The sequence below is a fragment of the Acinetobacter halobius genome, from assembly GCF_044130335.1.
GTDB lineage: Bacteria > Pseudomonadota > Gammaproteobacteria > Pseudomonadales > Moraxellaceae > Acinetobacter.
The window spans coordinates 240713-264819 of the sequence record NZ_JBIQOD010000002.1; the positions used below are offsets into that span (position 1 = coordinate 240713).

Here is a 24107-nt window from a genome sequence, read left to right on the forward strand (position 1 = left end):
AAATAGGGCTATTAAAAAATACCAGAATCACATCTTTTCATGCACCTTGTCTAAAATATACAATCAGCTGAAATTACATTTCATTACACTAAAAAGAAGCATGTAAACAAATTTATGCTTTTCTGAATCTTGTTCCAAATTAAAATTTAAGTTGTTTAAAAACAATAGATATAAATTAACTATTTTTAAAATAGATGTTTTACAACATCCGCAAAAGACGCTAAGATACGCCCCACATAAAAATGATAACTACATCACATAATATTGCATAGGTAACTATGCAAAACGAGCTAAAACTAGAAAGATACAGCGCATAAAAAATCCCTACTCTTGACCGAGTAGGGATTTCTTCTTTTAGACAGTCAGTGCTTAGTCCACCACAGCAACTGGAATTTCACCAAACTTTCCACGATTAAAATCATCAAAAGCTTGCACTATTTCCTCTTTGCTATTCATCACAAACGGACCATAACCTTGGATAGGCTCATTGAGTGGCTCACCCGTCAACACCAAAAATTTAGTGTCTGTGAGTGCTTGAAACTGGATTGCAGCTTCGCCATCTTGAGCGAACATCACAATTGAATTATCCACCACTTTTTGTGTGCCATTAATCAGCACTTCACCACTGAGCACAACCACAATGGTGTTATGAGTCACAGGAACATGCACAAAAGTTTCGTAGTCTGCTTTGAGTTCTCCATCCCATACATTGACTGGGCTGAAAGTTTGCGCTGGACCATGATGACCGCCAAACTCACCTGCAATAACACGGATATGTCCTGCATTATCATCCATTTCAATCCGTGGAATTTCCGCAACAGTCAAAGCTTGGTAACGTGGCGTAGTCATTTTATCTTTGGCTGGCAAATTCACCCAAAGTTGCACCATTTCAAACAGACCACCATGTTCAGCAAAGGCAGGTGAATGAAACTCTTCATGCACCACACCTGCACCTGCGGTCATCCACTGTACATCACCTGTGTTAATCGTACCGCCACCACCACTCGAGTCTTTATGTGTGACTTCGCCACTATATGCAATAGTAACGGTTTCAAAACCACGGTGTGGATGTGAACCCACACCACGTTGAGTCGTAGTCGGATCAAATTTGTATGGTGCAGCATAGTCCAACAGTAAGAACGGACTAATGGCTTGGCCTAAACGGTCGTATGAAAACAGGTTTTTAACTGGAAAACCGTCACCGACCCAATGCATGTTTTGATTGCGATATACACCTATTACTTTTTTCATCTTGGAACTCCTATATGGATAGGATGAATATGCAATCTATACTACCCCTTTCCTCAGTTCACTTATAGCTCTGTGCCAATACACACAATCACACCAGTAGGACAATATCATTAGAACCATCCTGCTTTTATAAAAACCAGTTGAAAAACAAAGCCATCTTTTATTGTAATGGCATATTTTTGCTCAAATTTTCCTATTTTTAAGATTAAGCATCTCGTTTGGCTTATTTTATTGTCCCATTTTCATCACTAGGATGGTGCTAAATCGAGAAGCGAAAATAAACAGATCTTTGGCTTTTCGGTTTTATAGATAACCACACAGAGGATAGAAAAATGACTCAGCCATATATTCGTTTAGACAAAGATAATGCAGCCGTGCTGTTAGTTGACCATCAAGCAGGTTTGCTGTCATTGGTCCGTGATATTGACCCTGATAAATTTAAAAACAATGTGCTTGCCCTTGCCGCAGCAGCAAAATATTTTAATCTTCCCACCATTTTAACCACCAGCTTTGAAGATGGTCCAAACGGCCCTTTAGTCCCAGAATTGGTCGATATGTTTCCAGATGCTCCTTATATTGCGCGTCCAGGACAAATCAACGCATGGGACAATGAAGACTTTGTCAAAGCAGTCAAAGCAACAGGTAAAAAACAGTTAATCATTGCAGGTGTGGTGACAGAGGTTTGTGTGGCATTCCCTGCACTTTCAGCACTTGAAGAAGAATTTGAAGTATTTATCATCACTGATGCTTCAGGAACATTTAACCCCATCACGCGTGATGCCGCATGGGATCGTATGTCACAAGCTGGTGCTCAACTGATGTCTTGGTTTGGTGCAGCTTGTGAATTACACCGTGACTGGCGTAATGATATTGAAGGCTTAGGCGCTCTTTTTGCAGCACACATCCCAGACTATAAAAACCTGATTCAAAGTTATAGCAAAAATACAGCGAGCAAATAATCTGCTGAGCGAAGAAGCGATCTTTGAATTAATGCCAATCAGTTCAGAAATTGATTGGCATTTTGTTTTTAAATTCATCATGTTATTTGATAGGTAGAACTTTTATCTGGCACGATTCAAGGCAAAAACATTTTAAACAAGTCAGCGTCCTGCGATCTATTTCCGCATCAAAGGAATCTGGCAAGTTCTGCGGTGAAACACGCTATGTTGCAAGATACTTTTTTACGGACTCAAAAATTAAGGGGCTCATGACAAGAAAACTGAACAGGCCAGCATTAGATCTTCAGATCACTTTTTCGTCGTGCTTACCCATCCGCAATGATACAGTGTAAGACATTCATAACAGACTGCGATATGTCGTAAATCTATACAGGCTTAAACACATCATGCATTCATTTGACGACTATTATTATTTCTATCTTGTGGTCAAACACGGGGGGTTTAGTGCCGCAAGTGAGGCCTCAAATATCACCAAATCGAAGCTCAGTCGCCGCATTTTAGACCTTGAAGCTAAATATAATGTGAATCTCATTCAACGCTCAACCCGTCACTTTAAAGTGACACCTTTGGGTCAGGAATTATTTGATGAATGCCAACAAATTATTCAGCAAGTTGAAACTGCCAACAACGTTTTACTGAAACAGAAAAGCGAACCTCAGGGTTTAATCAAATTGAGTTGCCCTTCTGTCATGATGCGCTATCAAATTCGCAGTTTGCTCAATCAGTTTCTAAAACAATATCCCAAAGTTCAAGTTGAAATGGAGCTCACCAGTCGTCGTGTGGATGTCCTACATGATGATATTGATCTGGCGATTCGTACCAATTTCACAGCCAATGAAGACTCCAGCATTGTGGTACGTGATGTCGTAAGAACTACACATTGCCTAGTTGCCAGCCCTGAACTTCTACAAGGACGCAACATTCAATTTGCGACAGAATTGAATGATTTCCCAACCCTCGCGCTTGGGGTACAAAAGAACCAATATCAGTGGCTATTACATCATATTGAGACCCAAGAACAAATCGTCATTCCTTTGACACCACGGATAAAAAGTAATGACGTAGCAGGCATTTATTATTCAGCCTTAGATGGTTTAGGCATTGCCAATCTGCCCTACTTAACCGTAGAAGATGACATTACAACTGGTCGCTTGGTTCATATTTTACCTGACTGGTGTTCCAATATTGGCACCGTACAACTGGTCTATGCTTCACGCAAAGGACAGCGCTTGGTCATGGAAAAACTGATTGAACATTTGATTCAAGGCCTACGCGACTTTGCCACCAACAGTAAAGGCTATCACCTTTAAAAAATAACCGTACTCAACATAAAAAAATCAGCCACTGGGCTGATTTTTTTATGCGCATCGTTCCAATAGATTGGAACGATGCGCGACCTTGTATCATTCGATCTACTTAGATTTTACCGACCAAATCAATTGAAGGAGCCAGCGTCGCTTCACCTTCTTTCCATTTTGCTGGACATACTTCACCTGGATGCGCATGTACATATTGCGCAGCTTTTACTTTGCGTAACAGTTCAGAAGCATCACGGCCAATACCGCCTGCATTAATTTCAATAATTTGGATTTTTCCTTCGGGATCAATCACAAATGTACCACGATCAGCCAAACCATCAGATTCAATCAGTACTTGAAAGTTTTTAGACAATGTCCAAGTCGGATCCCCAATCAATGGATATTGAATTTTACCAATCACATCTGAAGTGTCATGCCATGCTTTATGGGTAAAATGAGTATCTGTAGATACACCATAAATTTCCACACCCAATTTTTGGAATTCAGCATAATGATCGGCTAAATCGCCTAATTCGGTTGGACAAACAAAGGTAAAGTCAGCAGGATAGAAAAATACAACAGACCATTTGCCTTTAAGGTTTTGTTCAGACAACTCAATAAATTCACCATTTTGGTACGCTGTTGCATTAAACGCTTTAACTTCAGTATTGATTAAACTCATGTATTTTTCCTCAAAAATGAATGAATGTGCTTAAGTAATGAAGCTAGAATACGTGCAAATTAAAAATTGGTGAAACAGTAAGTTTTTATGAAATTTATCGGTTTTCTAGATTAAAAAGCCCTCGTTAAGTTTTACCCTTTTCACAGTTGTCACTATCAAGTTTTACATCTGAAATGCATTTAAAGACTGCCATGCTGCTTGAGCTAAAATGTTTGCATAATCTGTAGGTAAAGGGCTTACTCGACCAGATAACCAAGCACGGCAGTAGCTTTCTGTTGGTCCAATCATCAGAGAAAGGCGAAGTTCAACTGGCACAGCAGTCATGTACTCGGCATCAGGCTGAAGAGCCAGCCACTGACCTAATTGCAAATTACGCTGTAAGTTTTCCTGCTTTAACGTTTCGGCATGTATCCCTTGCTGCACACTGTAACTGGCTGCATATAAAAATCGTGCAAAATCAGGATACTGCTCTACCCAGTCCAGATAACTATGAATAACGGCATACAGTCCATGTTTAAGGTTTTGACTCTGTTGCAAAGCTTGCATACGTTGAGTCGCTTGATCCTTTAAAGCCGAAATATATAAAGCCGAAACGATGCCTTCTTTATGTTTAAAATGATGATAAATCGCCCCAACACTGGTCTCAGCAGCATCTCGAATCATCTCAATGGTCGTGCTTTCGATACCCTGCTGAATAAACTGTTGTAAAGCACAATTTAAAATCTGACGTTTAAGCTCCGCACGTCGACCAGGATAAATTCGTTCAAGTAAGGCTATGTTTTGCATCATCATTCCTTTTTTACTGTGCTCATCATAAATCAAGACTCGCTCTTTTGTGTAGCAGAGTCGTCAAATCAGCCAAATACAGAATAATATTCTGTATGAGAATATTATTCTTCAAATAATGCATGAAGGACATCACCATGAGTCAAGCCTTAAAAATATGGAAAACCCTAGAAGCCAAACCTGCTGGGAAATGGACATTTTCAAAACTGCTGTGTTTAAAGGCGCCTTATTTCAGCAGTATCTCCCCATTATTCGAACAACTGCGCCCAGACTACTGCGAAGTGAGCATAAAAAAACACCGTGCTGTGTTGAATCATATTGGTACTGTGCATGCCATTGCGATGTGTAATATGGCAGAACTCGCCGGAGGCACCATGACCGATGTGACCGTACCCAATACGCACCGCTGGATTCCAAAAGGCATGCAAGTCGAATATATACAGAAAGCATCGACTGATTTAGTCGCAGTGGCAACACCAGCACAGTCCAATTTTGTTTGGAATGAAGGCAGTGATTATGTGGTCAATGTTGAAGTTAAAAACACTGCTCAAGAACTGGTTTTTCGTGCCACAATTACAATGTGGGTTTCACTGAAAAAATAAAATTTGCGACCAAAACCCACTATTCGATGGTGGGTTTTCAATCCGTTCATCTTAAATGCGTACAAACTAACAATGATCTTTTTCAAATGAATTTGCATACACTCTGTTAAGATGAATGATGATCTATCCCCATTAATTTCATTTTAAAATATAGAGAAAGTCATGGCCCAAATTAAAATCTATGCTTTAAATAAAACCATAAAAAGACATCGAGATCATCTAAGTATTGCCATTCACCAAGCGTTAACCAAAACACTGAAATATCCCATAGAAAAAAAATTTCAACGTTTCATTTCATTAGAATCAGAACATTTTATTTACCCATCAGACCGTACAGAATCTTACATCATTATCGAAATCTCTATGTTTGAGGGCAGGACAAAAGAAGCAAAAAAAGCCCTCATTAACACACTATTTCAAAACATTAATGATTTATGTGGAATTGATTTCAATGATATTGAAATCACAATATTTGAAACCCCAAAAGAAAACTGGGGAATTAGAGGTAAAAATGCTGATGAATTACAATTAAATTATCAGATCAATATTTAGAAAATAAAATACAGTATAAAAAACCACTATTTAACTGTGAGTTTCCAATGAAGACACTTTAATGCAGGCACAGCCACAACAGAAAAGCCCTTGAAAATGCGCCTGTATAAATTCATTGATACAAGATCTACGATATTAAATGATCACTTTAACTTATTTAATTATCAGAATAAAAAACATCGCAGGGAATATGACACCTAATAAAAAAAATACAAATGGGGCAACATACCTATCCACCCATACGGGGCTATTTCCATGCCCATCTGTAAATAGACGCTTTTTCCCTATAGATAACGTAACTAAGAGAAAGGCCAAAAAATACAGTATATTTTGATTAAATAAAGCAAGATTTTCAGAATAATGGATGCCATGTGTTCTTTCTGAGAGCAAAAAGAATATAAAAACGGTATAGCCGATAAAGCCTGTTCCACAATACATCCATCCAGAGGCTTCGCTTTTTGATTGTCTTAATTTCAATTTTTAAGCCCTTTAAAATAAACAATGTGCCTTATCCAAAATATCTGAGTTTCTCTGCACATAAAAAAAGAACTTGATATCAATCAAGTTCTTTTTGATCACTTTGTACAAGGTTTATACCTGATACCAGTTAGAACGGAAGGTCATCATCCATATCCGCTGGTGCTGTTGCAGGCGCAGACTGAGGTGCTGCTTTTGGTGCAAAACCACTTGGGTTATTGTTCGCATAACCACCTTGTTGGTTGTTACCACCTTGATTGCCACCATAACCGCCTTGGTTGTTATTGTTATAACCTCCACCTTGGTTATTGTTGAAACGTGGTTGTGCATAACCATCATTTCCGCCTTGCATTTGCTCACCTTGCTGACGGTTGTTGTCTAGCATCTGCATTTGCTCACCACGGATTTCTGTGGTGTAACGCTCTTGACCATTTTGGTCTGTCCACTGACGCGTACGCAATGAACCTTCAATATACACTTTTGAGCCTTTGCGCAGGTATTGTTGCGCAATTTCACCTAGACGGTTGTGTAACACAATACGATGCCATTCAGTTTGCTCTTTACGCTCACCTGTACTTTTATCTGTCCAAGAGTCGCTGGTTGCAATTGAAAACTGAGTCAACGAACCACCATTTGGAAAAGTTTTCGTCTCTGGATCTCGGCCTAATGTGCCCACTAAAATAACTTTATTTACACCGCGCATCTGATGTTTACTTCCTATCTGTTTCTATTATTTACTTTATAAGAGTTATGCTTAAATGGCTACCTCTTTCCCTAACAACTGCGTTAAATCTTGTCGCGTCGCATCATCTATTTGCTGCTTATCGACCTTGACATACGCCACTTGCTGATCAGACATCACCACGACCTCTTCAATACCACGAATCGCTAAAAGTTGGGAAGTCCATTCATCTGTTTGTTTATGTTCAGGTAAACGTAGCACCATCGAAGATAAATAGCGTGGCTGCGCCAAACCAAAACTAATCAATAACCAAATAATGGCAAGTCCAGTCAAAATGCTCCAGCCCAAAGCAGTATTGTTTAATAACAATAATTGTCCACCTGTAACGCCACCAAAAAAAGCGCCTAAAAACTGGCTGCTGGCATTTACGCCCATCGCGGTGGCTTTAGACTGAATTGGTGCGGCTTTCGATAACCATGAGGGCAACAACGCCTCCATAACATTAAAAGCAATAAAGAATAAGCCCAAACCCGTGAGCAAAATATACTTTGACTCAAAACCAAAAATTAGAATGCCTAAGCCTAAAATAATACCGCCAATCGCAGTTAAAAAGATGCCACGCATCTTGCGGTATTTTTCAGCCAATACAATACTTGGGAAAGCAAAAAACAGGCTAATTACCAACAATGGCAAGTACACCCAACCATGCGAATTTAGTGGAATTTTGGCAAAATCAATCAACTGTGATGGGACATAAATAAACATTGCTGTCAGCAATAAATGTAAGCTAAACACTGATACATGCAGGCGGTTCAGATCACCCATTTTTAAAACTTGTTTGAGCTGAGCCAAATAACCTTGATCAAAATTTCGATGGTGGCGGGTAACTTTTGGAACCAACAGCAACATTGAAATGGCGGCCAAGCCCATGATCGTCGTTACCCAAAACAAACCTGAAATACCCACTAAACCTGTAAGCCACGGCCCCAAACTAAAGGCTACAGCAAAAGAAACCCCGATACTCATCCCCATGGTTGCCATGGCTTTCATGCGGTTTTCTTCACGGGTCACATCGGCGAGGAGCGCCATCACCACAGCAGAAACAGCACCACCACCAGCAATAGCACGACCAATAATCACCCCATAAATAGTGTCTGACATTGCCGCAATTGCACCGCCCAAAGCAAACAGAAGCAGCCCAAAAACCACCAAAGGCTTCCGACTATAACGGTCAGCAATCAGACTAAACGGAATCTGTAGAATAGCTTGGGTTAAACCATAAATCCCCACAGCTAAACCGAGCAGTGCAGGTGTTGCATATTCATAAGTCTGCCCTGCTACAGAAAAGACAGGGATGATCATGAACAAACCCAACATGCGTAAGGCAAAAATACTGCTTAAGGCAAAAGTTGAACGACGTTCTAAAGCATTCATCATAAACGAAGACAGACTGTATTGAATTAATCTTGGATCAAGATTATAGGCTATTCAATCCGACTAGCGACATGAATTTTATATTTAATAAAAGCGTTCCTGATCTGAAAAACAAAAAGCGCAGCCTGAGCTGCGCTTTTCTTCGGTTCAAAACAAGCTGCTTTAAACGGCTTGATGTTTTTGATATTGGATAGACGCAATCACGGCCCAAACAATAAAGGCTACACCAATTAAACCTGTAACAATTTCAGGAACATGAAGACCTGTACCACTTGCCAGCATAATAAATGCCAAAGCACCAATTGCATAGTGCGCACCATGTTCAAGGAAGACATAAGCATCCAAGGTGCCTTTTTCGACCAAGTAAATGGTCATCGAACGCACAAAGATCGCACCAATGGCAAGGCCCAACATGATAATCACGACATCGGAAGTAATGGCAAAGGCACCAATCACACCATCGAAACTGAACGATGCGTCGAGAACTTCGAGGTATAAGAAACCACCGATACCCGCTTTAACGACACCTGTCGTTGCGCCATTGGCATCATGCACAATTGCATTACCATCTTCATCAATTTCAGGCTCGCCACCGAGTAAATGGCTCAGTACCTGTACACCAATATAAACCACGATGCCCCAGATTCCTGCCATAGTCACGACTAGACGTTTGGCTTCATCAACATTCGCCGCCATCACCAAGAGTGCAATCAAGGCCAAGAATACAGACATTGCAGGGACATTGGCCAAGTTTGCCAAACGACGCTCCAACCAACGGAACCAGTGCGTATCTTTACCTTCATCCAAAAAGAAGTTAAGAAACACTAACAATAAGAACGCGCCACCAAATGCAGCAATTTCAGGATGATGATCCATCAAACGTTGTGAATAAGTCTTCGGATCATTTAAAGCCAATTGAACGACTTCAACGAAGCCCATATCTGCAGTTACCGCTACAATTGCGACAGGGAAGATTAAGCGCATACCAAATACAGCGACTAAAATACCCACGGTAAGGAATAACATTTTCCAAAAATGATCCCAACCACGTAACACGGACGCATTGACCACAGCATTATCAAAAGATAAAGAGACTTCCATCACCGCTAAAATGGCAGTAATAGTCAGTGCAGTAAACATGGTCTTTAAGCCCGCGTCTGGTCCATGGGTAAAACCCCAGTACGCAGACAACGCAAGACACACGATCGTAAAAATGATAGAGAAACCAAAATGTTTCATCATGACAGATCGACCTTTAAAAAATTTGGAAATTAACTAAAACTTAAAAATCAGGTTGAGTTTTATGGTCGCAATTATGACCGTTTTTGTAGATGAAACCAAAACATCTTCGTTAATTTTTACTTATTTCCTCACCACACAGTGTTGGATTGTTCTTCCGAGTCAACAGTTGTTATAGTCTTGCCCATATTTCGGCTTTTCTCAGGATAAATTAATGGCTTTTTCTCAAGATGTTTGGCAACGTAATGTCGACTTATATCAAAAAACATTGGCTTTGCCTTTTAACCAAGAATTGGCTTCAGGTAGCTTGAATAAAGAAGCGTTTTGTCATTATGTCATCCAAGATGCACATTACTTGGTGGCTTATGGTCGCGCGCTCGCCGTATGTGGCGCCAAAGCTTATGATGCTGATGACATTATTCAGTTTAGCCAAGGGGCCAAAGAAGCAATTGTAGTCGAACGCAGCTTGCACGATGGTTTTATGAAAAACTTTGGGATTTCAAAACAACAATTTGAAGAAACCCCTTTGACTTTAGCTTGTCATCATTACACTTCTTTTTTAACCGCAACAGCATGGTCTGAAAACTATCCTGTGGTGTTAGCGGCGCTCTTACCTTGTTTTTGGATTTATGCTGAAGTCGGTAAAGACATTGTGGGCAACTCTATCGCTAACAACCCATACCAAGCCTGGATTGATACTTATGCTGGAGAAGAATTCAATCAAGCTGTGCGCAATGTGATTGCAACCATTGATAAAGTAGCTGCACGTTGTGATGCCGATACCATTGAGAAAATGCATAAAGCCTACCGTAAAGGGGCTGAACTGGAATGGTTATTCTGGGACAGCGCTTATAAACAACAGCAATGGCTCGGTTTAGACCACGCTTAAAAGCTCAAATGATCCCAAAAGCCCTGAACCCTTCAGGGCTTTTTTATTGCCCAAACATCGTATTTTTTCAGATGACGCGATTGCTATTTTAAGGATTTAAAACTAAACTTCACTAATGATAATAATTATCATTTGCATAATTAACTTTCGAGGGCCATTCCCATGCATCCTGATACTCTAGGTACTGAAGCCATTCGTGCATTTTTTACCGTACAATGCTGCTGGCTAAATAACGAAGAAATTTATCTTGAAAAAGGCTGTTTACACTGTGGTTCTGCCGCGACCTATCTGATTTATTATACCAATCCACACATTCAAAAACTGATGTTAGCTTTTATTAAAAAATATCATTGTCTTTTAAGTCGGCAACAAGATTTACTCGACTTACCTGACTTTGAAGATGACTACGACACTTTCTTGCAAACCCTTGAGCATGAGGTTAATTTTTATGCGCGAATTCATCATGACATCGCGCGTCCTTTTGCTTTTGAAACAGTCGATTCAATCTTTGAACGTAGCTATGCCATCGCATGTTAGTCGCAGCATAAGCGCATCACTATTGCGATCTCATTCAGGCGTATGACAAACGATACAAATGACAACAGCATTTTAGCTTTGCCATACACCTGACATTTTTAATGTTTCTTCTATTCCTATATTTATATCAAATTTTTCATCTCCAACTCTCAGTCTGTCACTCTACTTTGAGACTTGTCTCGACCATCAAATCTAGCTACAGTCTATCAGCAGCATTTTTTCTTCTAGCCGACATAATTTGTCGCTATAAAATCATCTGTAACACTTGAACAAAGCATAAGTCGTTATCATATACCTCCTTTATCTGCACAATTTCGAGATAGTTTTATGAGCCAAAGTCATATCCGTATTCGAGGCGCACGTACCCATAACTTAAAAAATGTGAACCTTGATATTCCCCGCGACAAATTCGTGGTGATCACGGGACTTTCTGGTTCAGGTAAGTCATCGCTTGCATTTGATACACTGTACGCCGAAGGTCAGCGTCGTTATGTCGAATCGCTCTCGGCCTATGCGCGCCAGTTTCTATCACAAATGGAAAAACCTGAAGTTGACTCAATTGAAGGCTTAAGCCCTGCAATTGCGATTGAACAAAAGTCGACCAGCCACAACCCACGCTCTACGGTGGGCACCATTACCGAAATTTATGACTATTTACGTCTACTCTACGCACGTGTCGGCACACCGTTTTGCCCAGAACATGATTTGCCGATGGTGGCTCAGACTGTGTCGGAAATGGTCGATGCAGTAAAAGGATTAGATGAAGGGACCGCCCTGATGCTGCTGGCGCCAGTCGTGCGGGAACGTAAAGGTGAATATTCAAACCTGTTTGAACAACTACAAAGTCAAGGTTTTGTGCGTGCCCGTGTCGATGGTGAAATTGTAGATCTCGATCCGATCCCAGAACTCGATAAAAAGAAAAAGCACACCATTGAAGTGGTGGTGGATCGTTTCAAAGTCCGTGATGACCTCGGCAACCGTATTGCAGAATCTTTTGAAACTGCTCTACGTCTCGGTGGTGATATTGCCATTCTCTCGTGGATGAACGGTGAACATCCCGATCGGATTTTTTCGGCTAAACACTCGTGTCCTGAATGTGACCGTGCTGTTGCAGAACTGGAACCACGTTTATTTTCATTTAACAACCCCTTTGGTGCTTGTCCAACCTGCGATGGTTTAGGGACCCGTAGTCATTTTAGTGCTGAAAAACTCATTCCAAGCCCTGATGTTTCGATTAGCCAAGGCGCGATTCGTGGTTGGGACAGACAACGCCCGTACTACTACAGCATGATTGAAAAAGTGGCGGCGCATTTTGGTTTTTCTTTGGATACGCCTTGGAATGAACTAGATGCCGATACCAAAAAGAAATTCCTCTATGGTACAGGCAAAGAAAAAGTTGATCTCAGTTACATAGATGAACGTGGTCGTAAACATAACCGCGTACAAGCCTTTGAAGGAATTTTGCCGCACTTAGAACGTCGTTACCGCGAAACTGAAAGTAACTATGTTCGTGATGATTTGGCACAGTATTTATCCAATGCGGCCTGTGATGCCTGCGGTGGCTCACGTCTGAACGAAATTTCACGTCATGTTCGTGTCAAAGACAAAACCATTGCCCAAATTACCAAAATGTCGATTGGCGATGCTGAAAGCTATTATCAGGACTTAAATCTTGATGGGGCTAAAGGTGAAATTGCCGATAAGATTTTTAAAGAAATTCGTGAGCGCCTGCATTTCTTGGTCTCTGTGGGTCTAAACTATTTAAGCCTATCGCGTTCAGCAGAAACCTTGTCTGGTGGTGAAGCGCAACGTATTCGTCTAGCTTCACAAATTGGCGCAGGTTTAATGGGCGTGATGTATGTCCTCGATGAGCCATCTATTGGTCTGCATCAACGTGATAACGACCGTTTGCTGGAAACTTTGGTTCGCTTACGCGACTTAGGCAACACAGTGTTAGTGGTTGAGCATGATGAAGATGCGATTCGGGCAGCAGACCATATTATTGATATTGGTCCAGGTGCAGGGATTCATGGTGGTCATGTGATTGCTGAAGGGACGTATGATGAAATTCTCGCGAATACAGACTCGCTCACAGGTCAGTATTTATCAGGTAAACTGAAAATTGAAGTTCCGAAAAAACGTACTGAACCACCAAAGCCTGATGAACAAATTAAATTGATGGGTGCTGCAGGTCATAACCTACAAAATGTAGATTTAACTATTCCTTTAGGCGTGATGACCTGTGTCACAGGCGTGTCTGGTTCGGGTAAATCAACCTTGATTAACCGTACATTATTGCCTTTGGCAGCGACTCAACTGAATGGTGCAACCACTTTAACTGCAGAAAAGTTTGACTCGATAGATGGTCTGCAATTCCTTGATAAAGTGGTTGATATCGACCAAAGCCCGATCGGTCGTACACCTCGCTCCAACCCTGCAACCTATACCGGTTTATTCACCCCAATTCGTGAACTCTTTGCACAGACCCAAGAAGCCAAAGCACGTGGCTATGCCGCAGGGCGTTTCTCATTTAACGTGAAAGGTGGTCGCTGTGAAGCCTGTGAGGGTGACGGCATGATCAAAGTCGCAATGCACTTTCTACCTGATATGTATGTGCCTTGTGATAACTGTCATGGTAAACGCTATAACCGTGAAACCTTAGAAGTCGGTTATAAAGGCAAGAATATTTCGGATGTGTTGGAAATGACAGTGGAAGACGCCATGCATTTCTTCGACGCGATTCCTGTCATTCACCGTCGTTTGGAAACCTTAAATCAAGTCGGTTTAGGCTATATTCGCTTAGGCCAGTCTGCAACTACACTATCAGGTGGTGAAGCACAGCGTGTGAAGCTGGCTCGTGAACTAGCGAAACGTGATACGGGTAAAACACTGTACATTTTGGATGAACCAACTACAGGTCTACATTTCCATGACATTGCTAAGCTTTTAGATATCTTGCATGAACTGCGTAATAAGGGCAATACCATTGTGGTGATTGAACATAATTTGGATGTGATTAAAACCGCAGACTGGATTGTCGACTTAGGTCCAGAAGGAGGTTCAGGTGGCGGGATGATTATCGCGGAAGGAACGCCTGAACAGGTTGCGAAGAATAAAATTTCGCATACAGCGAAGTTTTTGAAGCCGATGTTGAAGTAGTAAATCCTCCCCAACCCTCCTTTTAAAAAGGAGGGAGTTCCCATTACGAATTAAATGGTGTTCCCCTCTTTATCAAAGAGGGGTTAGGGGGGATTACCATACCAACAGTTTACTTATATTATTCAAATGCTCGAATCTTCTCCGCCAATTTCGCCAACTCGTCATCATTTGCTCGCTGAAAATCATGTGATGAAATATAGCCTTCGTACTGCTCAAAGTATTTATCAACATTAGAATTTACAGCTTTCCAGTTTTCATGCACTTGCATAGTTCCATGCATAGGGAACAATTTTGCATGTATATGATCGACACCAAAACCTTCAAATACCATTGCGGTACGTCCAACGTCTTCAAAGAATCCATCTAACTTTTTCGCAATTTTCTTGGTATAGAGTATTAACCCAGTTAAAACATCATCATCTAAATCAAAAGCATAACTTGCATAATGCTTTTTCGGGATCACAACCGTTGCGCCTAATGTATTTGGGAAGATAGTCAAAAAAGCCATATAGTCATCATTGCTATCAATGACGTGGCAAGGTATTTTATTTTGAATCATCTGACAAAAAATACAGCCTTCGCTCACGTTTAGCTCCTTCTATTATTATCAAATTTAATTTAAACACAGACTTCTATTGAGTTATATCACCCTGGTTTTTTTGATATTTCCAGTAGCTAAGAATTTCACAAATAAACTCAACTCGCCACCTTATTTTTCCCCTGCTCTTTGGCTTGAAATAAGGCACGATCGGCTTTCTCCAAAAGTTCAGTCCAACTCGCAGCTCCAATCGCAACACCAATACTTATGGTCACACTCAAATCTGGACTACGTGTTGAATCCATTGATGCTGCTTCATAAATTTCACAGCGAATCTTCTCAGCAATTTTTAAAGCACGTTCCATGCTAATGTTTTCAATGAGTACAATAAATTCATCGCCGCCATAACGCACCAACAAATCAGAAGTCCGAATATTATCTTTTAATTTCTCAGCCACAAACTGAATGACTTGGTCACCCACCAAATGCCCATGAACATCATTCACTTGTTTAAAATAATCAATATCCATCATCATTAAACAAGTTTCAGAAAACTGCGTCGGCTGATTTTCCAAAAGCTTAATGTACTCGTTAAGCGCATAACGGTTTGCGACGCCTGTTAAAGAATCCAAATGTGCAATATTTTTCAACCGAAATTCCAATGCATCCCGTTGCTGAAGCGTGTGTTTAAGCTGCTGTATCGCTGTAAACAATGAATGTACATTGGCGGATTGATCTTTAGACTCTAAATCGTTAGAACGCATACTCGAATTAGACAAATCGAGGAGGATTTCCCGCGCCTGAATTAATGGAGCAAAAACTCTTTTTTGTGCATAAATCATAGTGAATAACGCAGCAATAATCGAGACTAATGAAATACTTACAGTCGTGAGCAAAACATTTTTAGCCTTACGTTTTTCAAGTGTAGCTTTTTCCACACTATATTTGAGTAAATAATTCTGCAAATCCACAACCGTGGTGAATTTATCAACAATCACCTCGGTAAGTTGTGTTCCCGTTAAATAATATGGCCGATGATAAATACTTTCATTCATCAGTCGCTCAACAATCAACAATCCTTTGGCTAAGAACTCATTATAAACAGCTTGATGTAATGCCTTGAATTCAGGGGTTTTATCACGTTCAGGTTGGAGTGTATCAATCAGCTCCCACAAGTACATGACTTGCTTACGTGTTTGTAAGGAACGCGCCAAGTTGGTTTCAGGAATCGGTTGTTCAAAGGTTACATGCGCCATGACATTTGATGCTGCCCGCCCAGCTTGATCCCTTAAATCTGCCAATAACAAAATTTGCGTATAAAAATTTGAAATGGCCGTGTCTTTTCCTTCTGAAACGGCAATCACATCTTTCAAAACATCATGGCTACGCTCCCAAGCCGTAAACATTTTTAAAATAGCTTGATCCATTTTTTCTGCATTACGTTGCTCACGTGGCAAAGCTGCATATTGATCTACTTGCTGTCTTCCCTGTGCTAATGCTTGTTCGAGCTGAGAAAATAAGTCTAAATTTAAATTAGAAAACCCCGATTTTTTAAGAATTTCCTGAGTACTACGCATTTGTCCATCGACGTTAGCCCGATATGCTTTTAGCTCCAAGACATGTTTAGCAAAGTCTTGTTGATTACTCGACATCACTTTGTTCGCTGGTGCACGCTCTCGCGAAATTTTATTGGCAAGATCAGCTACTGCTTGCAAAGCTTGTATCTCAATGAGTGCTTGGTTAGCTTTTATATAATCATTATAACTTTTGACCATCAAAGGAATAGAAAGACTACACAATGACAAAATAATAATGCTCATTGCGACATATAACTTTTTACTCAGATGTTCAGAGCGTACTTCTCGCATACTTAAACTACGCCCCCTATTCTGAAAAAAGAAAAAAATATAATCAATAATGCTCATTATACAAACAATATATCTCTTATTTAAGTCATTAATTCTTTGTTTTGCCTAGTTTTTAGTATTCATTCATGCAAAATTCCTTGAGGCTCATACTCAAATACAAATGAAAGCTAAGGAAATCAATCATTAATAACTTTCATGTTAAAGATGAATTTCTTTCAATATTTTTTTAGACGCTTACATTTGAAGATGCCATATTTACATGCGCAACATTATGGTGCATAATGCACAACATTGGGGCGAATTAGAATATACTCTCAGCAAATATTCTAATTTTCCCACAAGTTTTGGCAAGAAAACCCAATCTCCTCAAAAGATTGGGTTTTTTTATGCCATGTTAAAATATGAATGAATGTATCGAACAAAATAATGCACCATTTTGGTTCAAAAAATATTTTAACCCTTTGCCTGCTTATAAAATAAAAGTCTCTGAATTTTAAATAAAAAAAAGCCCAACCTTGGGGAAAGTTGGGCATATAAACAAAAACTGTTTGAGGAGAATTAGCTTCTCAGAAAACAACAATATTGTTAAATGATTCGCTAAAATAATTATGAAATAAATCTGCTCGATTGTAAAGCCAAGTAAAGCACTATGAATTGATATAATTGCACAAAAATTGTGAGAATTCTCACAAATGACTTGCAGATATGTACATTATGCAAGCAAAAAGCCGTTTTAATGCACTAAATTTAAGCATTTACATGATTTATGTCACAAAATTGAAGTGTTTAAAGGGGACTTTATTAGTTTTTTTACCGTTTGTTATTATTAATTCAATCTAATTTATCAATTAAAGAATCAGTTCAGGATAATTCAATATTGCGCATTCTCTGTTTTATAAATAGATATACCCTATTGTTCTGACATAAGTTTTTTTTGGTTGACATGGATCTGTTTATTTGAATATTTTTTAATCAATATCATAATTAGAGCATTTACTCAATATTATAATGTCATTAGAGTTCATTGACTTAATAAATTGTTACAATAGAATGTTCATTGTTTAATCCAATGTTAACAAACTGGTAAATATCATGAAAAAACTCGGTTTAGCCACTGCTTTATTATTAGCCATGACCGGTGCTCAAGCATACCAATTCGAAGTACAGGGTCAATCTGAATACATCGATGCATCTGATGCAAATGACAAAGATTTTACTGGCGGTTTACAAGGTACTTTCTACTTTAAAGATGTTGATTCATCTAAAGGTCCTTTAGCTGAAGCTGCTTTTTTAAACCAAGCTTCAAATGTTTCTTTGGCATATAACTATGCTGAATTAGGCTCTGAAGGTACTGATTTCATCGCTCACAACTACGGCGCAAAAGCTGAAGCGTATATCCCAACTAAAGTTGTTCCTGTATATGCAAGCGCATCTTACAGCCACACTATTTTAGATGGTAAAAACAGCGAAACGCCTGATGACAATGGTGACCGTTATGCACTTGAAGTGGGTGCTTTAGCTGCTCCGAACTTCTTGGTTGCTGTAGGTTATACTAGCGTTGCTGACCAATTTGCTCTTGATGCGTTCAATGTAATGAGCAATGGTGTTGTTAAAGCTGTTGGTGAAACCGCAACAATTGGTGAAGACCAAGACGCAATCACTGCACGTACTAAATATGTAGGTAACATCGACGGTACAAACATGGCACTTGGTTTAGAAGCTGGTCTTGTTTATGGCGACGACACTGCTTACCAATTAAAAACTGATTTGTACTTAACGCCTAAATTGAGCGTAGGCGCATCTTATGCTGAATCAAGCTTTGCAGGTACTCCTGACTCAGCTTGGGGTGCAAACGTTAACTACTTCATCACTCCAGCAGTTGCTGTAGGCGCAAGCTATGTAAATGCTAACGCTAAAGAAATCGAAAATCTCGATACACAAACTGTTGGCGTAAATGCTAAATTCCGCTTCTAATTCAATTTAGAAACTGAATAAAAAAAAAGGACGCTTGAAGCGTCCTTTTTTTAGTTTGTGGTTCTGACTAAATTTAAGAAATGTAAATGACGTTCGTACTGGTCAATAATATCTTGCAGTAGATCTTCTAAAGTCCAATCCATCACATCATAATTCTGCCCACCTTCTCTTAAGAAAACCTCAGCCTGATAAAACTGCTGTTCCTCCAGTCTATCCGCCATAAAACTTGGCGGTTGTGTTTCACGGGCAACAACCTGATAGATGAAGTTAATTTCATTATGGTGATCTACGCGTAACTGCAAGCCATGCTCAATCTGTTGAATGGTCACGTCTAATTGACGACGCTGGAATTCCTTTTGTACCGCCGAAAAAGCAGCTTGCACCCGCTGTTCAATAAACTGCTCCACCTCAAGCTGAGTATGCGGATAATGCATAATCAGACCTAGACGCTGTTGCCAACTGCGTGGATTTTGAATCGCACGAGGGGTAATTCGCGCATCTTGCAGTGCACGCATTTTGGTGACATCTAAACGTAGTGCTTTCAATAAGCCCCAGCAGACCAACAGCATAATCAAAGTAAACGGTAAAGCACTCATAATCGTGGCCGATTGTAAGGCGGAAAGCCCACCTGCCATCAGCAGGATAATCGACAGTAAAGCAATCAGAATGGTCCAAAACAGCCGTTGCCATAAGGGTGAGTTTTCTGTTTCTGCGGTTAAGTAATCAATCACCAATGAACCTGAGTCAGCAGAAGTGACAAAGAATAACACCACCAGAACGGTCGCAATCAGACTTGATATTTGAACGAAAGGCAAATGAGTTAAAAATTCAAATAGTGCAACCGATGAATCTTGTTGTACCGCAGTAATTAAAGAAGTGTGGCCTTCTTGAATAATACTGAACAGTGCCGCATTTCCCATAAAGCCCATCCAAATCAGCGTAAAACCTGTAGGAATGAACAGCACCCCAACAATAAACTCGCGAATGGTTCGACCTTTAGACACTCGGGCAATAAACATCCCCACAAAAGGCGACCACGAAATCCACCAAGCCCAATACATAATCGTCCAACCACCAATCCAACCATTCGGTTGATAGGCATATAAGTTGAAGGTCATGGCAAATAAGTTGGAAACATATTGCCCTGCATTTTGAATGCTAGTTTGTAGGATATAAATAGAAGAACTGGCAAAAAAGACAAACAGTAATAACACCAATGCGAGTACTAAGTTCAGTTCAGACAGACGTTTAATGCCTTTATCTAAACCAAAACCGACCGAGAGTGAAGCCAAAAAAGTGACAAAGATAATCAGTCCGACCTGAATCCCGATACTTTGCTGGATACCAAATAAATAATTCAGTCCCGAGTTAATTTGAGTTACCCCAAATCCAAGTGTAGTAGCGATCCCAAAAATAGTGCCTAAGGTTGCAAAAGTATCAACCGCATCTCCCGTTGCACCATAAATTTTTTTACCGACCAAAGGATATAAAGCGGAGCGAACTTTTAAAGGCAAATTATGTCGGAAAGAGAAATAAGCCAGTGACAAGCCCACAAGCGCATAAATGGCCCATGCATGTAATCCCCAATGGAAAAAGGTAATGCGCATCGCTTGTTGTGCAGCATCTACAGTTTGTCCATCGCCCGTGGGTGGATTGACATAGTGCATCACGGGTTCAGCCACACCAAAGAACATGAGACCAATCCCCATACCCGCGGTAAATAGCATGGCGAACCAAGAACCACTGCTATATTCAGGTAAACTATGGTCTGGACCAAGTTTGATTTTCCCCATGTCGGAGAGTGCAATAAATACCAGTATGATAAGAAATAATGCAACGGCTAAGACATAAAACCAGCTAAATGAATCAATAATCCATTGATTTAAATGTTTGGTCAAAGCCTCAAACCCGCTTGGGTCAAAAAGAATTAAGGCTAGAAAAAGCACTAGAATCACGACCGTGCTAAGAAATACATTCTGTTTGACGTTCGCAAACAGTGATGGTTTTATGGAAGGCATAATTCCCCCAGAAAATTATTTTTAATACAAAGATATAACCAAGATGGTTAATGAGACGAGTCTGATTCAGACTGAAAAGTGAATTGTTTAAAGTTTAACGATTCAGAACCATCATAATTTATGTTTAAAAATAAGGCAGTGCGAATCCTGTAACAGTTTAATTTTCTTTATGATCATTGGGTCGATGCTGAATATATTGCAATGCGATTAAACGAGAGACAATTAGCGCAAAATACATGACGCCACAAAACATCTGTAACATGGCAATCATACGGGCCAGTGGTGTTAGCGGCATTAAATCAGACAAGCCCGTTGCCGACTGCAAACTAAAACTTAAAAATAATAAATCTAGCCATGACTGTGCGCCCACCACATTGGGATTTAAAAAGCTATTGGGCTCCAAAATCTGACAAATGCTATATAGAAAAGCAAAGCCCCATGCGATAAGGGTAAACACTGCACCCGCTGCAAAAAGCTCGTCTTTGGTCAGATAACGGTCTGCGAACATATAGCGCAACAAGCCATAGGCCGCAATAAAATACGCCATTGCTTCAAAGGCATGACTAATCACCAAGAGCATCGGATGCGTGGCACCCAACAAAATCAATAAGGAAAAGAACAGGGCTCCACCGACAAAACTCAGCCCTAGAATGGTAAATACTGGGGTTTGGCGTATGACTTTGGCAATCATCAATAACACCAATACACCTAAGCCCCAAACCAAGACACGCAAAGACAAACTATGTCCGCTCAGCATCGCCAAGATCAGCATCATAAATTGCAGTAACAGCAGCCATGCTGAAGGGAGTAAGCGAAAACCTTTCCAAAAGTCGACCAATACCTGCATATCTAGCCATCCAAGTTATTATTTTTTAAAGCCCAGTGTGGTTCATTTTTGTTCTACGTGGTTAATTTAACATGAATAAAGTAGGAAGCTCATGGTTTTTGTAGATGTCATCACGTTCCTTTTCATCTTACTTACTTTTCTGCTAATACCTCCATCTAACAATGTCTAGATAAAAGACAGTTTGCGGTCAAAAGTTCAGAGCTACCCACAAAAAAAAAGCCCCATCAGTTGGGGCTTTTTTTATCAGGTTCAGATTAGTGATCTGAAGCACCTGAGATACCAATACCTGTTTGTGAACGTACATACTGCGCATCAAATGCTTTACGTTCTGCTTGAGCTTGTGCTGAATTATCAGTCACAGAGAACAACCAGCAGCAGAAGAACGCCAATGGCATAGCAAAGATTGCTGGACCATTGAATGGGTTCACTGGGGTTTCAGAGATAGCCAAGGTATCTACCCAAACCGCTTTAGATAAGATAATCAATGTTACTGCAGTTGCTAGACCAACCACGCCACCAATCACTGCACCACGTGTGGTTAAACCTTTCCAGAACATTGAAAGTACAAGTACTGGGAAGTTTGCACATGCTGCTACAGAGAATGCTAGACCCACCATGAAGGCTACGTTTTGCTTCTCGAACAGAATTCCTAAAATCATCGCAAAAATAGCAAGACCTAAAGTCGCGATTTTAGACATACGAAGTTCAGATTCAGGGGTTGTTTGACCTTTCTTGAATACGTTTGCATACAAGTCATGTGAAATTGCTGAAGCACCAGACAATGTCAAACCAGCTACTACGGCAAGAATTGTTGCGAATGCTACCGCTGAAATGAAGCCCATGAACAAGTCACCGCCAAGAGCGTCAGACAAGTGCACCGCAGCCATGTTGTTACCACCTACAAGCTCAAGCTTGCCAGTTACTGCCATTTTCGCAACATCAAGGAACTGAGGGTTATTCGATACATAAAGGATCGCACCAAAGCCAATGATGAAAGTTAATAGGTAGAAGTAACCAATGAAACCTGTTGCAACAACCACTGATTTACGTGCTTCTTTAGCATCTTTAACAGTAAAGAAACGCATCAAGATGTGTGGAAGACCTGCTGTACCGAACATTAATGCAAGACCTAAAGAAATCGCATCAATTGGGTTCGCTGCAAGTTTACCAGGGCCCATAATATTGCCCGCTTCTGCTAAAGAAATATCATGTACTTTAGAGAAAACTTGAATTGATTGAGAGAACATTTCAGAGAAGCTGAAGCCCACGCCTTTCATCACCATGAAAGCCATGAATGTTGCGCCAGACAAAAGCATTACAGCTTTAATAATCTGCACCCAAGTCGTTGCCAGCATCCCACCGAAGATCACGTAAGCCATCATCAGAAGACCGACAATCACCACCGCAATGTTATAGTTCAAACCAAATAACAGTTTGATCAGCTGACCTGCACCCACCATCTGAGCAATCAGATAGAATGCAACCACCACCAATGAACTCACCGCAGCAAGTGTACGTACTGGTTTCTCAGCTAAACGGAATGACACCACGTCAGATAAGTTGAACTTACCTAAGTTACGTAGACGCTCAGCAACCAAGAACAATACGATTGGCCAGCCCACCATGAAGCCAAGTGAGTAAAGCAAACCATCAAAGCCTGAGCTGAAAACCATTGCGGAAATACCCAAGAATGACGCTGCGGACATATAGTCACCCGCAATTGCTAAACCATTTTGGAAGCCCGAAATACCGCCACCCGCTGTATAAAAGTCAGCAGTATTGGTGGTTTGTTTTGCTGCCCATTTAGTGATCAGCAATGTAAAGCCCACAAAAATTGCGAACATGATAATGGCATGCCAGTTTGTCGCCTGCTGTTGAGCCTCACCTAAATCAGGGCTTGCGATTGCTAGGCTTGAAGCCAACAGTGTTATCGTAGCGACTGTAAGCGCTTTCAATGAATTCCATTTCATTAGTGCTGTCCTTTCTCTTGCGCAATGGCTTCAACTTCACGCATTGCTTCTTCATTTAATGCATCTAGTTTGTTATTCGAAATATACGAATACACACCACATAAAACAAAAGACAATACAATAATGCTTAGGCCTAATGGCATGCCAATCGTGGTCACCCCACCACTGACTGAAGTCATTAGAAACTCTTTGTTGTAACCAACTAACAACATGAAACCAACGTACACAACCAACATAATGCCCGTTAATGTCCAACTGAGTTTACTTTTACGACTAACCATTTCCTTGAATTTGGGATTTTGTAGAATCTGTTCTACTTGTCTCTCGTCCATAACCACACTCCTG

At 40.4% G+C, this 24107-nt stretch carries 21 protein-coding genes; 8 read left to right on the forward strand and 13 right to left on the reverse strand.

Annotated elements, in window-relative coordinates; all coding sequences use genetic code 11:
* Positions 1-369: 369 nt before the first annotated feature.
* Entirely contained in the window at positions 370-1251 is an 882-nt protein-coding gene (locus tag ACE01U_RS03490) for a pirin family protein (protein ID WP_151707190.1), read from the reverse strand.
* 332 nt (positions 1252-1583) lie between these two features.
* On the opposite strand from ACE01U_RS03490, the gene ycaC reads away from it, so the two are divergent.
* Complete coding sequence (gene ycaC / locus ACE01U_RS03495; RefSeq protein ID WP_086209128.1) at positions 1584-2210, forward strand: isochorismate family cysteine hydrolase YcaC; 627 nt, start codon at positions 1584-1586, stop codon at positions 2208-2210.
* Between the two features lie 386 nt (positions 2211-2596).
* Complete coding sequence (locus tag ACE01U_RS03500; protein ID WP_291373782.1) at positions 2597-3520, forward strand: LysR substrate-binding domain-containing protein; 924 nt, start codon at positions 2597-2599, stop codon at positions 3518-3520.
* Positions 3521-3626: 106 nt separating this feature from the next.
* On the opposite strand, the gene ahpC is transcribed toward ACE01U_RS03500, so the two are convergent.
* The gene (ahpC, locus tag ACE01U_RS03505; protein WP_086209130.1) at positions 3627-4190 is read right to left on the reverse strand and encodes an alkyl hydroperoxide reductase subunit C; all 564 of its coding nucleotides are present in this window, start codon (positions 4188-4190) and stop codon (positions 3627-3629) included.
* 162 nt (positions 4191-4352) lie between these two features.
* Positions 4353-4976, reverse strand: coding sequence for a TetR/AcrR family transcriptional regulator (locus tag ACE01U_RS03510; protein ID WP_395578720.1), 624 nt, complete (start codon positions 4974-4976; stop codon positions 4353-4355).
* A 137-nt stretch (positions 4977-5113) separates the two neighbouring features.
* On the opposite strand from ACE01U_RS03510, the gene ACE01U_RS03515 reads away from it, so the two are divergent.
* Positions 5114-5578: a hotdog fold domain-containing protein gene (locus ACE01U_RS03515; RefSeq protein ID WP_086209131.1), complete on the forward strand. Its 465-nt coding sequence runs from the start codon at positions 5114-5116 to the stop codon at positions 5576-5578.
* Positions 5579-5740: 162 nt separating this feature from the next.
* Entirely contained in the window at positions 5741-6130 is a 390-nt protein-coding gene (locus tag ACE01U_RS03520; RefSeq protein WP_086209132.1) for a tautomerase family protein, read from the forward strand.
* A 153-nt stretch (positions 6131-6283) separates the two neighbouring features.
* Here ACE01U_RS03520 and ACE01U_RS03525 read toward each other — a convergent pair whose 3' ends face one another.
* The 4 genes from ACE01U_RS03525 to ACE01U_RS03540 form a co-directional block, all read right to left on the reverse strand.
* On the reverse strand, positions 6284-6607 hold the full coding sequence (locus ACE01U_RS03525) for a hypothetical protein (protein WP_395578721.1): 324 nt from the start codon (positions 6605-6607) through the stop codon (positions 6284-6286).
* 130 nt (positions 6608-6737) lie between these two features.
* On the reverse strand, positions 6738-7310 hold the full coding sequence (gene ssb, locus ACE01U_RS03530) for a single-stranded DNA-binding protein (protein ID WP_086209134.1): 573 nt from the start codon (positions 7308-7310) through the stop codon (positions 6738-6740).
* 51 nt (positions 7311-7361) lie between these two features.
* The gene (locus tag ACE01U_RS03535) at positions 7362-8726 is read right to left on the reverse strand and encodes an MFS transporter (protein ID WP_086209135.1); all 1365 of its coding nucleotides are present in this window, start codon (positions 8724-8726) and stop codon (positions 7362-7364) included.
* A 159-nt stretch (positions 8727-8885) separates the two neighbouring features.
* Entirely contained in the window at positions 8886-9965 is a 1080-nt protein-coding gene (locus tag ACE01U_RS03540) for a DUF475 domain-containing protein (RefSeq protein WP_395578722.1), read from the reverse strand.
* 211 nt (positions 9966-10176) lie between these two features.
* On the opposite strand from ACE01U_RS03540, the gene tenA reads away from it, so the two are divergent.
* The 3 genes from tenA to uvrA all read left to right on the forward strand — a co-directional run bounded on the left by tenA (position 10177) and on the right by uvrA (position 14547).
* A complete protein-coding gene (tenA, locus tag ACE01U_RS03545) occupies positions 10177-10851 on the forward strand; it encodes a thiaminase II (RefSeq protein WP_395578723.1) in 675 nt (224 codons plus the stop codon).
* A gap of 162 nt (positions 10852-11013) precedes the next feature.
* Complete coding sequence (locus tag ACE01U_RS03550) at positions 11014-11388, forward strand: hypothetical protein (RefSeq protein WP_086209138.1); 375 nt, start codon at positions 11014-11016, stop codon at positions 11386-11388.
* Between the two features lie 327 nt (positions 11389-11715).
* Positions 11716-14547, forward strand: a complete 2832-nt coding sequence (gene uvrA, locus ACE01U_RS03555; RefSeq protein WP_395578724.1) for an excinuclease ABC subunit UvrA — start codon at positions 11716-11718, stop codon at positions 14545-14547.
* Between the two features lie 118 nt (positions 14548-14665).
* Here uvrA and ACE01U_RS03560 read toward each other — a convergent pair whose 3' ends face one another.
* Both ACE01U_RS03560 and ACE01U_RS03565 read right to left on the reverse strand, forming a co-directional pair.
* Complete coding sequence (locus ACE01U_RS03560; protein WP_101598932.1) at positions 14666-15133, reverse strand: HIT family protein; 468 nt, start codon at positions 15131-15133, stop codon at positions 14666-14668.
* A gap of 110 nt (positions 15134-15243) precedes the next feature.
* On the reverse strand, positions 15244-16953 hold the full coding sequence (locus tag ACE01U_RS03565; protein ID WP_395578725.1) for a GGDEF domain-containing protein: 1710 nt from the start codon (positions 16951-16953) through the stop codon (positions 15244-15246).
* Positions 16954-18042: 1089 nt separating this feature from the next.
* Here ACE01U_RS03565 and omp33-36 point away from each other — a divergent pair.
* Positions 18043-18927 (forward strand): porin Omp33-36, encoded by an 885-nt coding sequence (gene omp33-36, locus ACE01U_RS03570; RefSeq protein ID WP_265733399.1) that lies wholly within the window; start codon positions 18043-18045, stop codon positions 18925-18927.
* 50 nt (positions 18928-18977) lie between these two features.
* Here the strand turns inward: omp33-36 and betT are convergent, their stop codons facing one another.
* The 4 genes from betT to ACE01U_RS03590 form a co-directional block, all read right to left on the reverse strand.
* Positions 18978-20945, reverse strand: a complete 1968-nt coding sequence (gene betT / locus ACE01U_RS03575) for a choline BCCT transporter BetT (RefSeq protein WP_395578726.1) — start codon at positions 20943-20945, stop codon at positions 18978-18980.
* Positions 20946-21102: 157 nt separating this feature from the next.
* Positions 21103-21792 (reverse strand): ion channel, encoded by a 690-nt coding sequence (locus ACE01U_RS03580; protein WP_086209144.1) that lies wholly within the window; start codon positions 21790-21792, stop codon positions 21103-21105.
* Between the two features lie 254 nt (positions 21793-22046).
* Entirely contained in the window at positions 22047-23762 is a 1716-nt protein-coding gene (locus ACE01U_RS03585) for a cation acetate symporter (protein ID WP_086209145.1), read from the reverse strand.
* On the reverse strand, positions 23762-24094 hold the full coding sequence (locus ACE01U_RS03590; protein ID WP_086209146.1) for a DUF485 domain-containing protein: 333 nt from the start codon (positions 24092-24094) through the stop codon (positions 23762-23764). The genes ACE01U_RS03585 and ACE01U_RS03590 overlap by 1 nt, the downstream gene beginning before the upstream one ends.
* Positions 24095-24107 lie beyond the last annotated feature (13 nt).

Bases quoted from the DNA above. Each gene is read 5' to 3' on its own strand.
- ACE01U_RS03490 (WP_151707190.1), bottom strand. From the start codon at position 1,251: ATGAAAAAAGTAATAGGTGTATATCGCAATCAAAACATGCATTGGGTC.
- ycaC (WP_086209128.1), top strand. From the start codon at position 1,584: ATGACTCAGCCATATATTCGTTTAGACAAAGATAATGCAGCCGTGCTG.
- ACE01U_RS03500 (WP_291373782.1), top strand. From the start codon at position 2,597: ATGCATTCATTTGACGACTATTATTATTTCTATCTTGTGGTCAAACAC.
- ahpC (WP_086209130.1), bottom strand. From the start codon at position 4,190: ATGAGTTTAATCAATACTGAAGTTAAAGCGTTTAATGCAACAGCGTAC.
- ACE01U_RS03510 (WP_395578720.1), bottom strand. From the start codon at position 4,976: ATGCAAAACATAGCCTTACTTGAACGAATTTATCCTGGTCGACGTGCG.
- ACE01U_RS03515 (WP_086209131.1), top strand. From the start codon at position 5,114: ATGAGTCAAGCCTTAAAAATATGGAAAACCCTAGAAGCCAAACCTGCT.
- ACE01U_RS03520 (WP_086209132.1), top strand. From the start codon at position 5,741: ATGGCCCAAATTAAAATCTATGCTTTAAATAAAACCATAAAAAGACAT.
- ssb (WP_086209134.1), bottom strand. From the start codon at position 7,310: ATGCGCGGTGTAAATAAAGTTATTTTAGTGGGCACATTAGGCCGAGAT.
- ACE01U_RS03535 (WP_086209135.1), bottom strand. From the start codon at position 8,726: ATGATGAATGCTTTAGAACGTCGTTCAACTTTTGCCTTAAGCAGTATT.
- ACE01U_RS03540 (WP_395578722.1), bottom strand. From the start codon at position 9,965: ATGATGAAACATTTTGGTTTCTCTATCATTTTTACGATCGTGTGTCTT.
- tenA (WP_395578723.1), top strand. From the start codon at position 10,177: ATGGCTTTTTCTCAAGATGTTTGGCAACGTAATGTCGACTTATATCAA.
- ACE01U_RS03550 (WP_086209138.1), top strand. From the start codon at position 11,014: ATGCATCCTGATACTCTAGGTACTGAAGCCATTCGTGCATTTTTTACC.
- uvrA (WP_395578724.1), top strand. From the start codon at position 11,716: ATGAGCCAAAGTCATATCCGTATTCGAGGCGCACGTACCCATAACTTA.
- ACE01U_RS03565 (WP_395578725.1), bottom strand. From the start codon at position 16,953: ATGCGAGAAGTACGCTCTGAACATCTGAGTAAAAAGTTATATGTCGCA.
- betT (WP_395578726.1), bottom strand. From the start codon at position 20,945: ATGCCTTCCATAAAACCATCACTGTTTGCGAACGTCAAACAGAATGTA.
- ACE01U_RS03580 (WP_086209144.1), bottom strand. From the start codon at position 21,792: ATGCAGGTATTGGTCGACTTTTGGAAAGGTTTTCGCTTACTCCCTTCA.
- ACE01U_RS03585 (WP_086209145.1), bottom strand. From the start codon at position 23,762: ATGAAATGGAATTCATTGAAAGCGCTTACAGTCGCTACGATAACACTG.
- ACE01U_RS03590 (WP_086209146.1), bottom strand. From the start codon at position 24,094: ATGGACGAGAGACAAGTAGAACAGATTCTACAAAATCCCAAATTCAAG.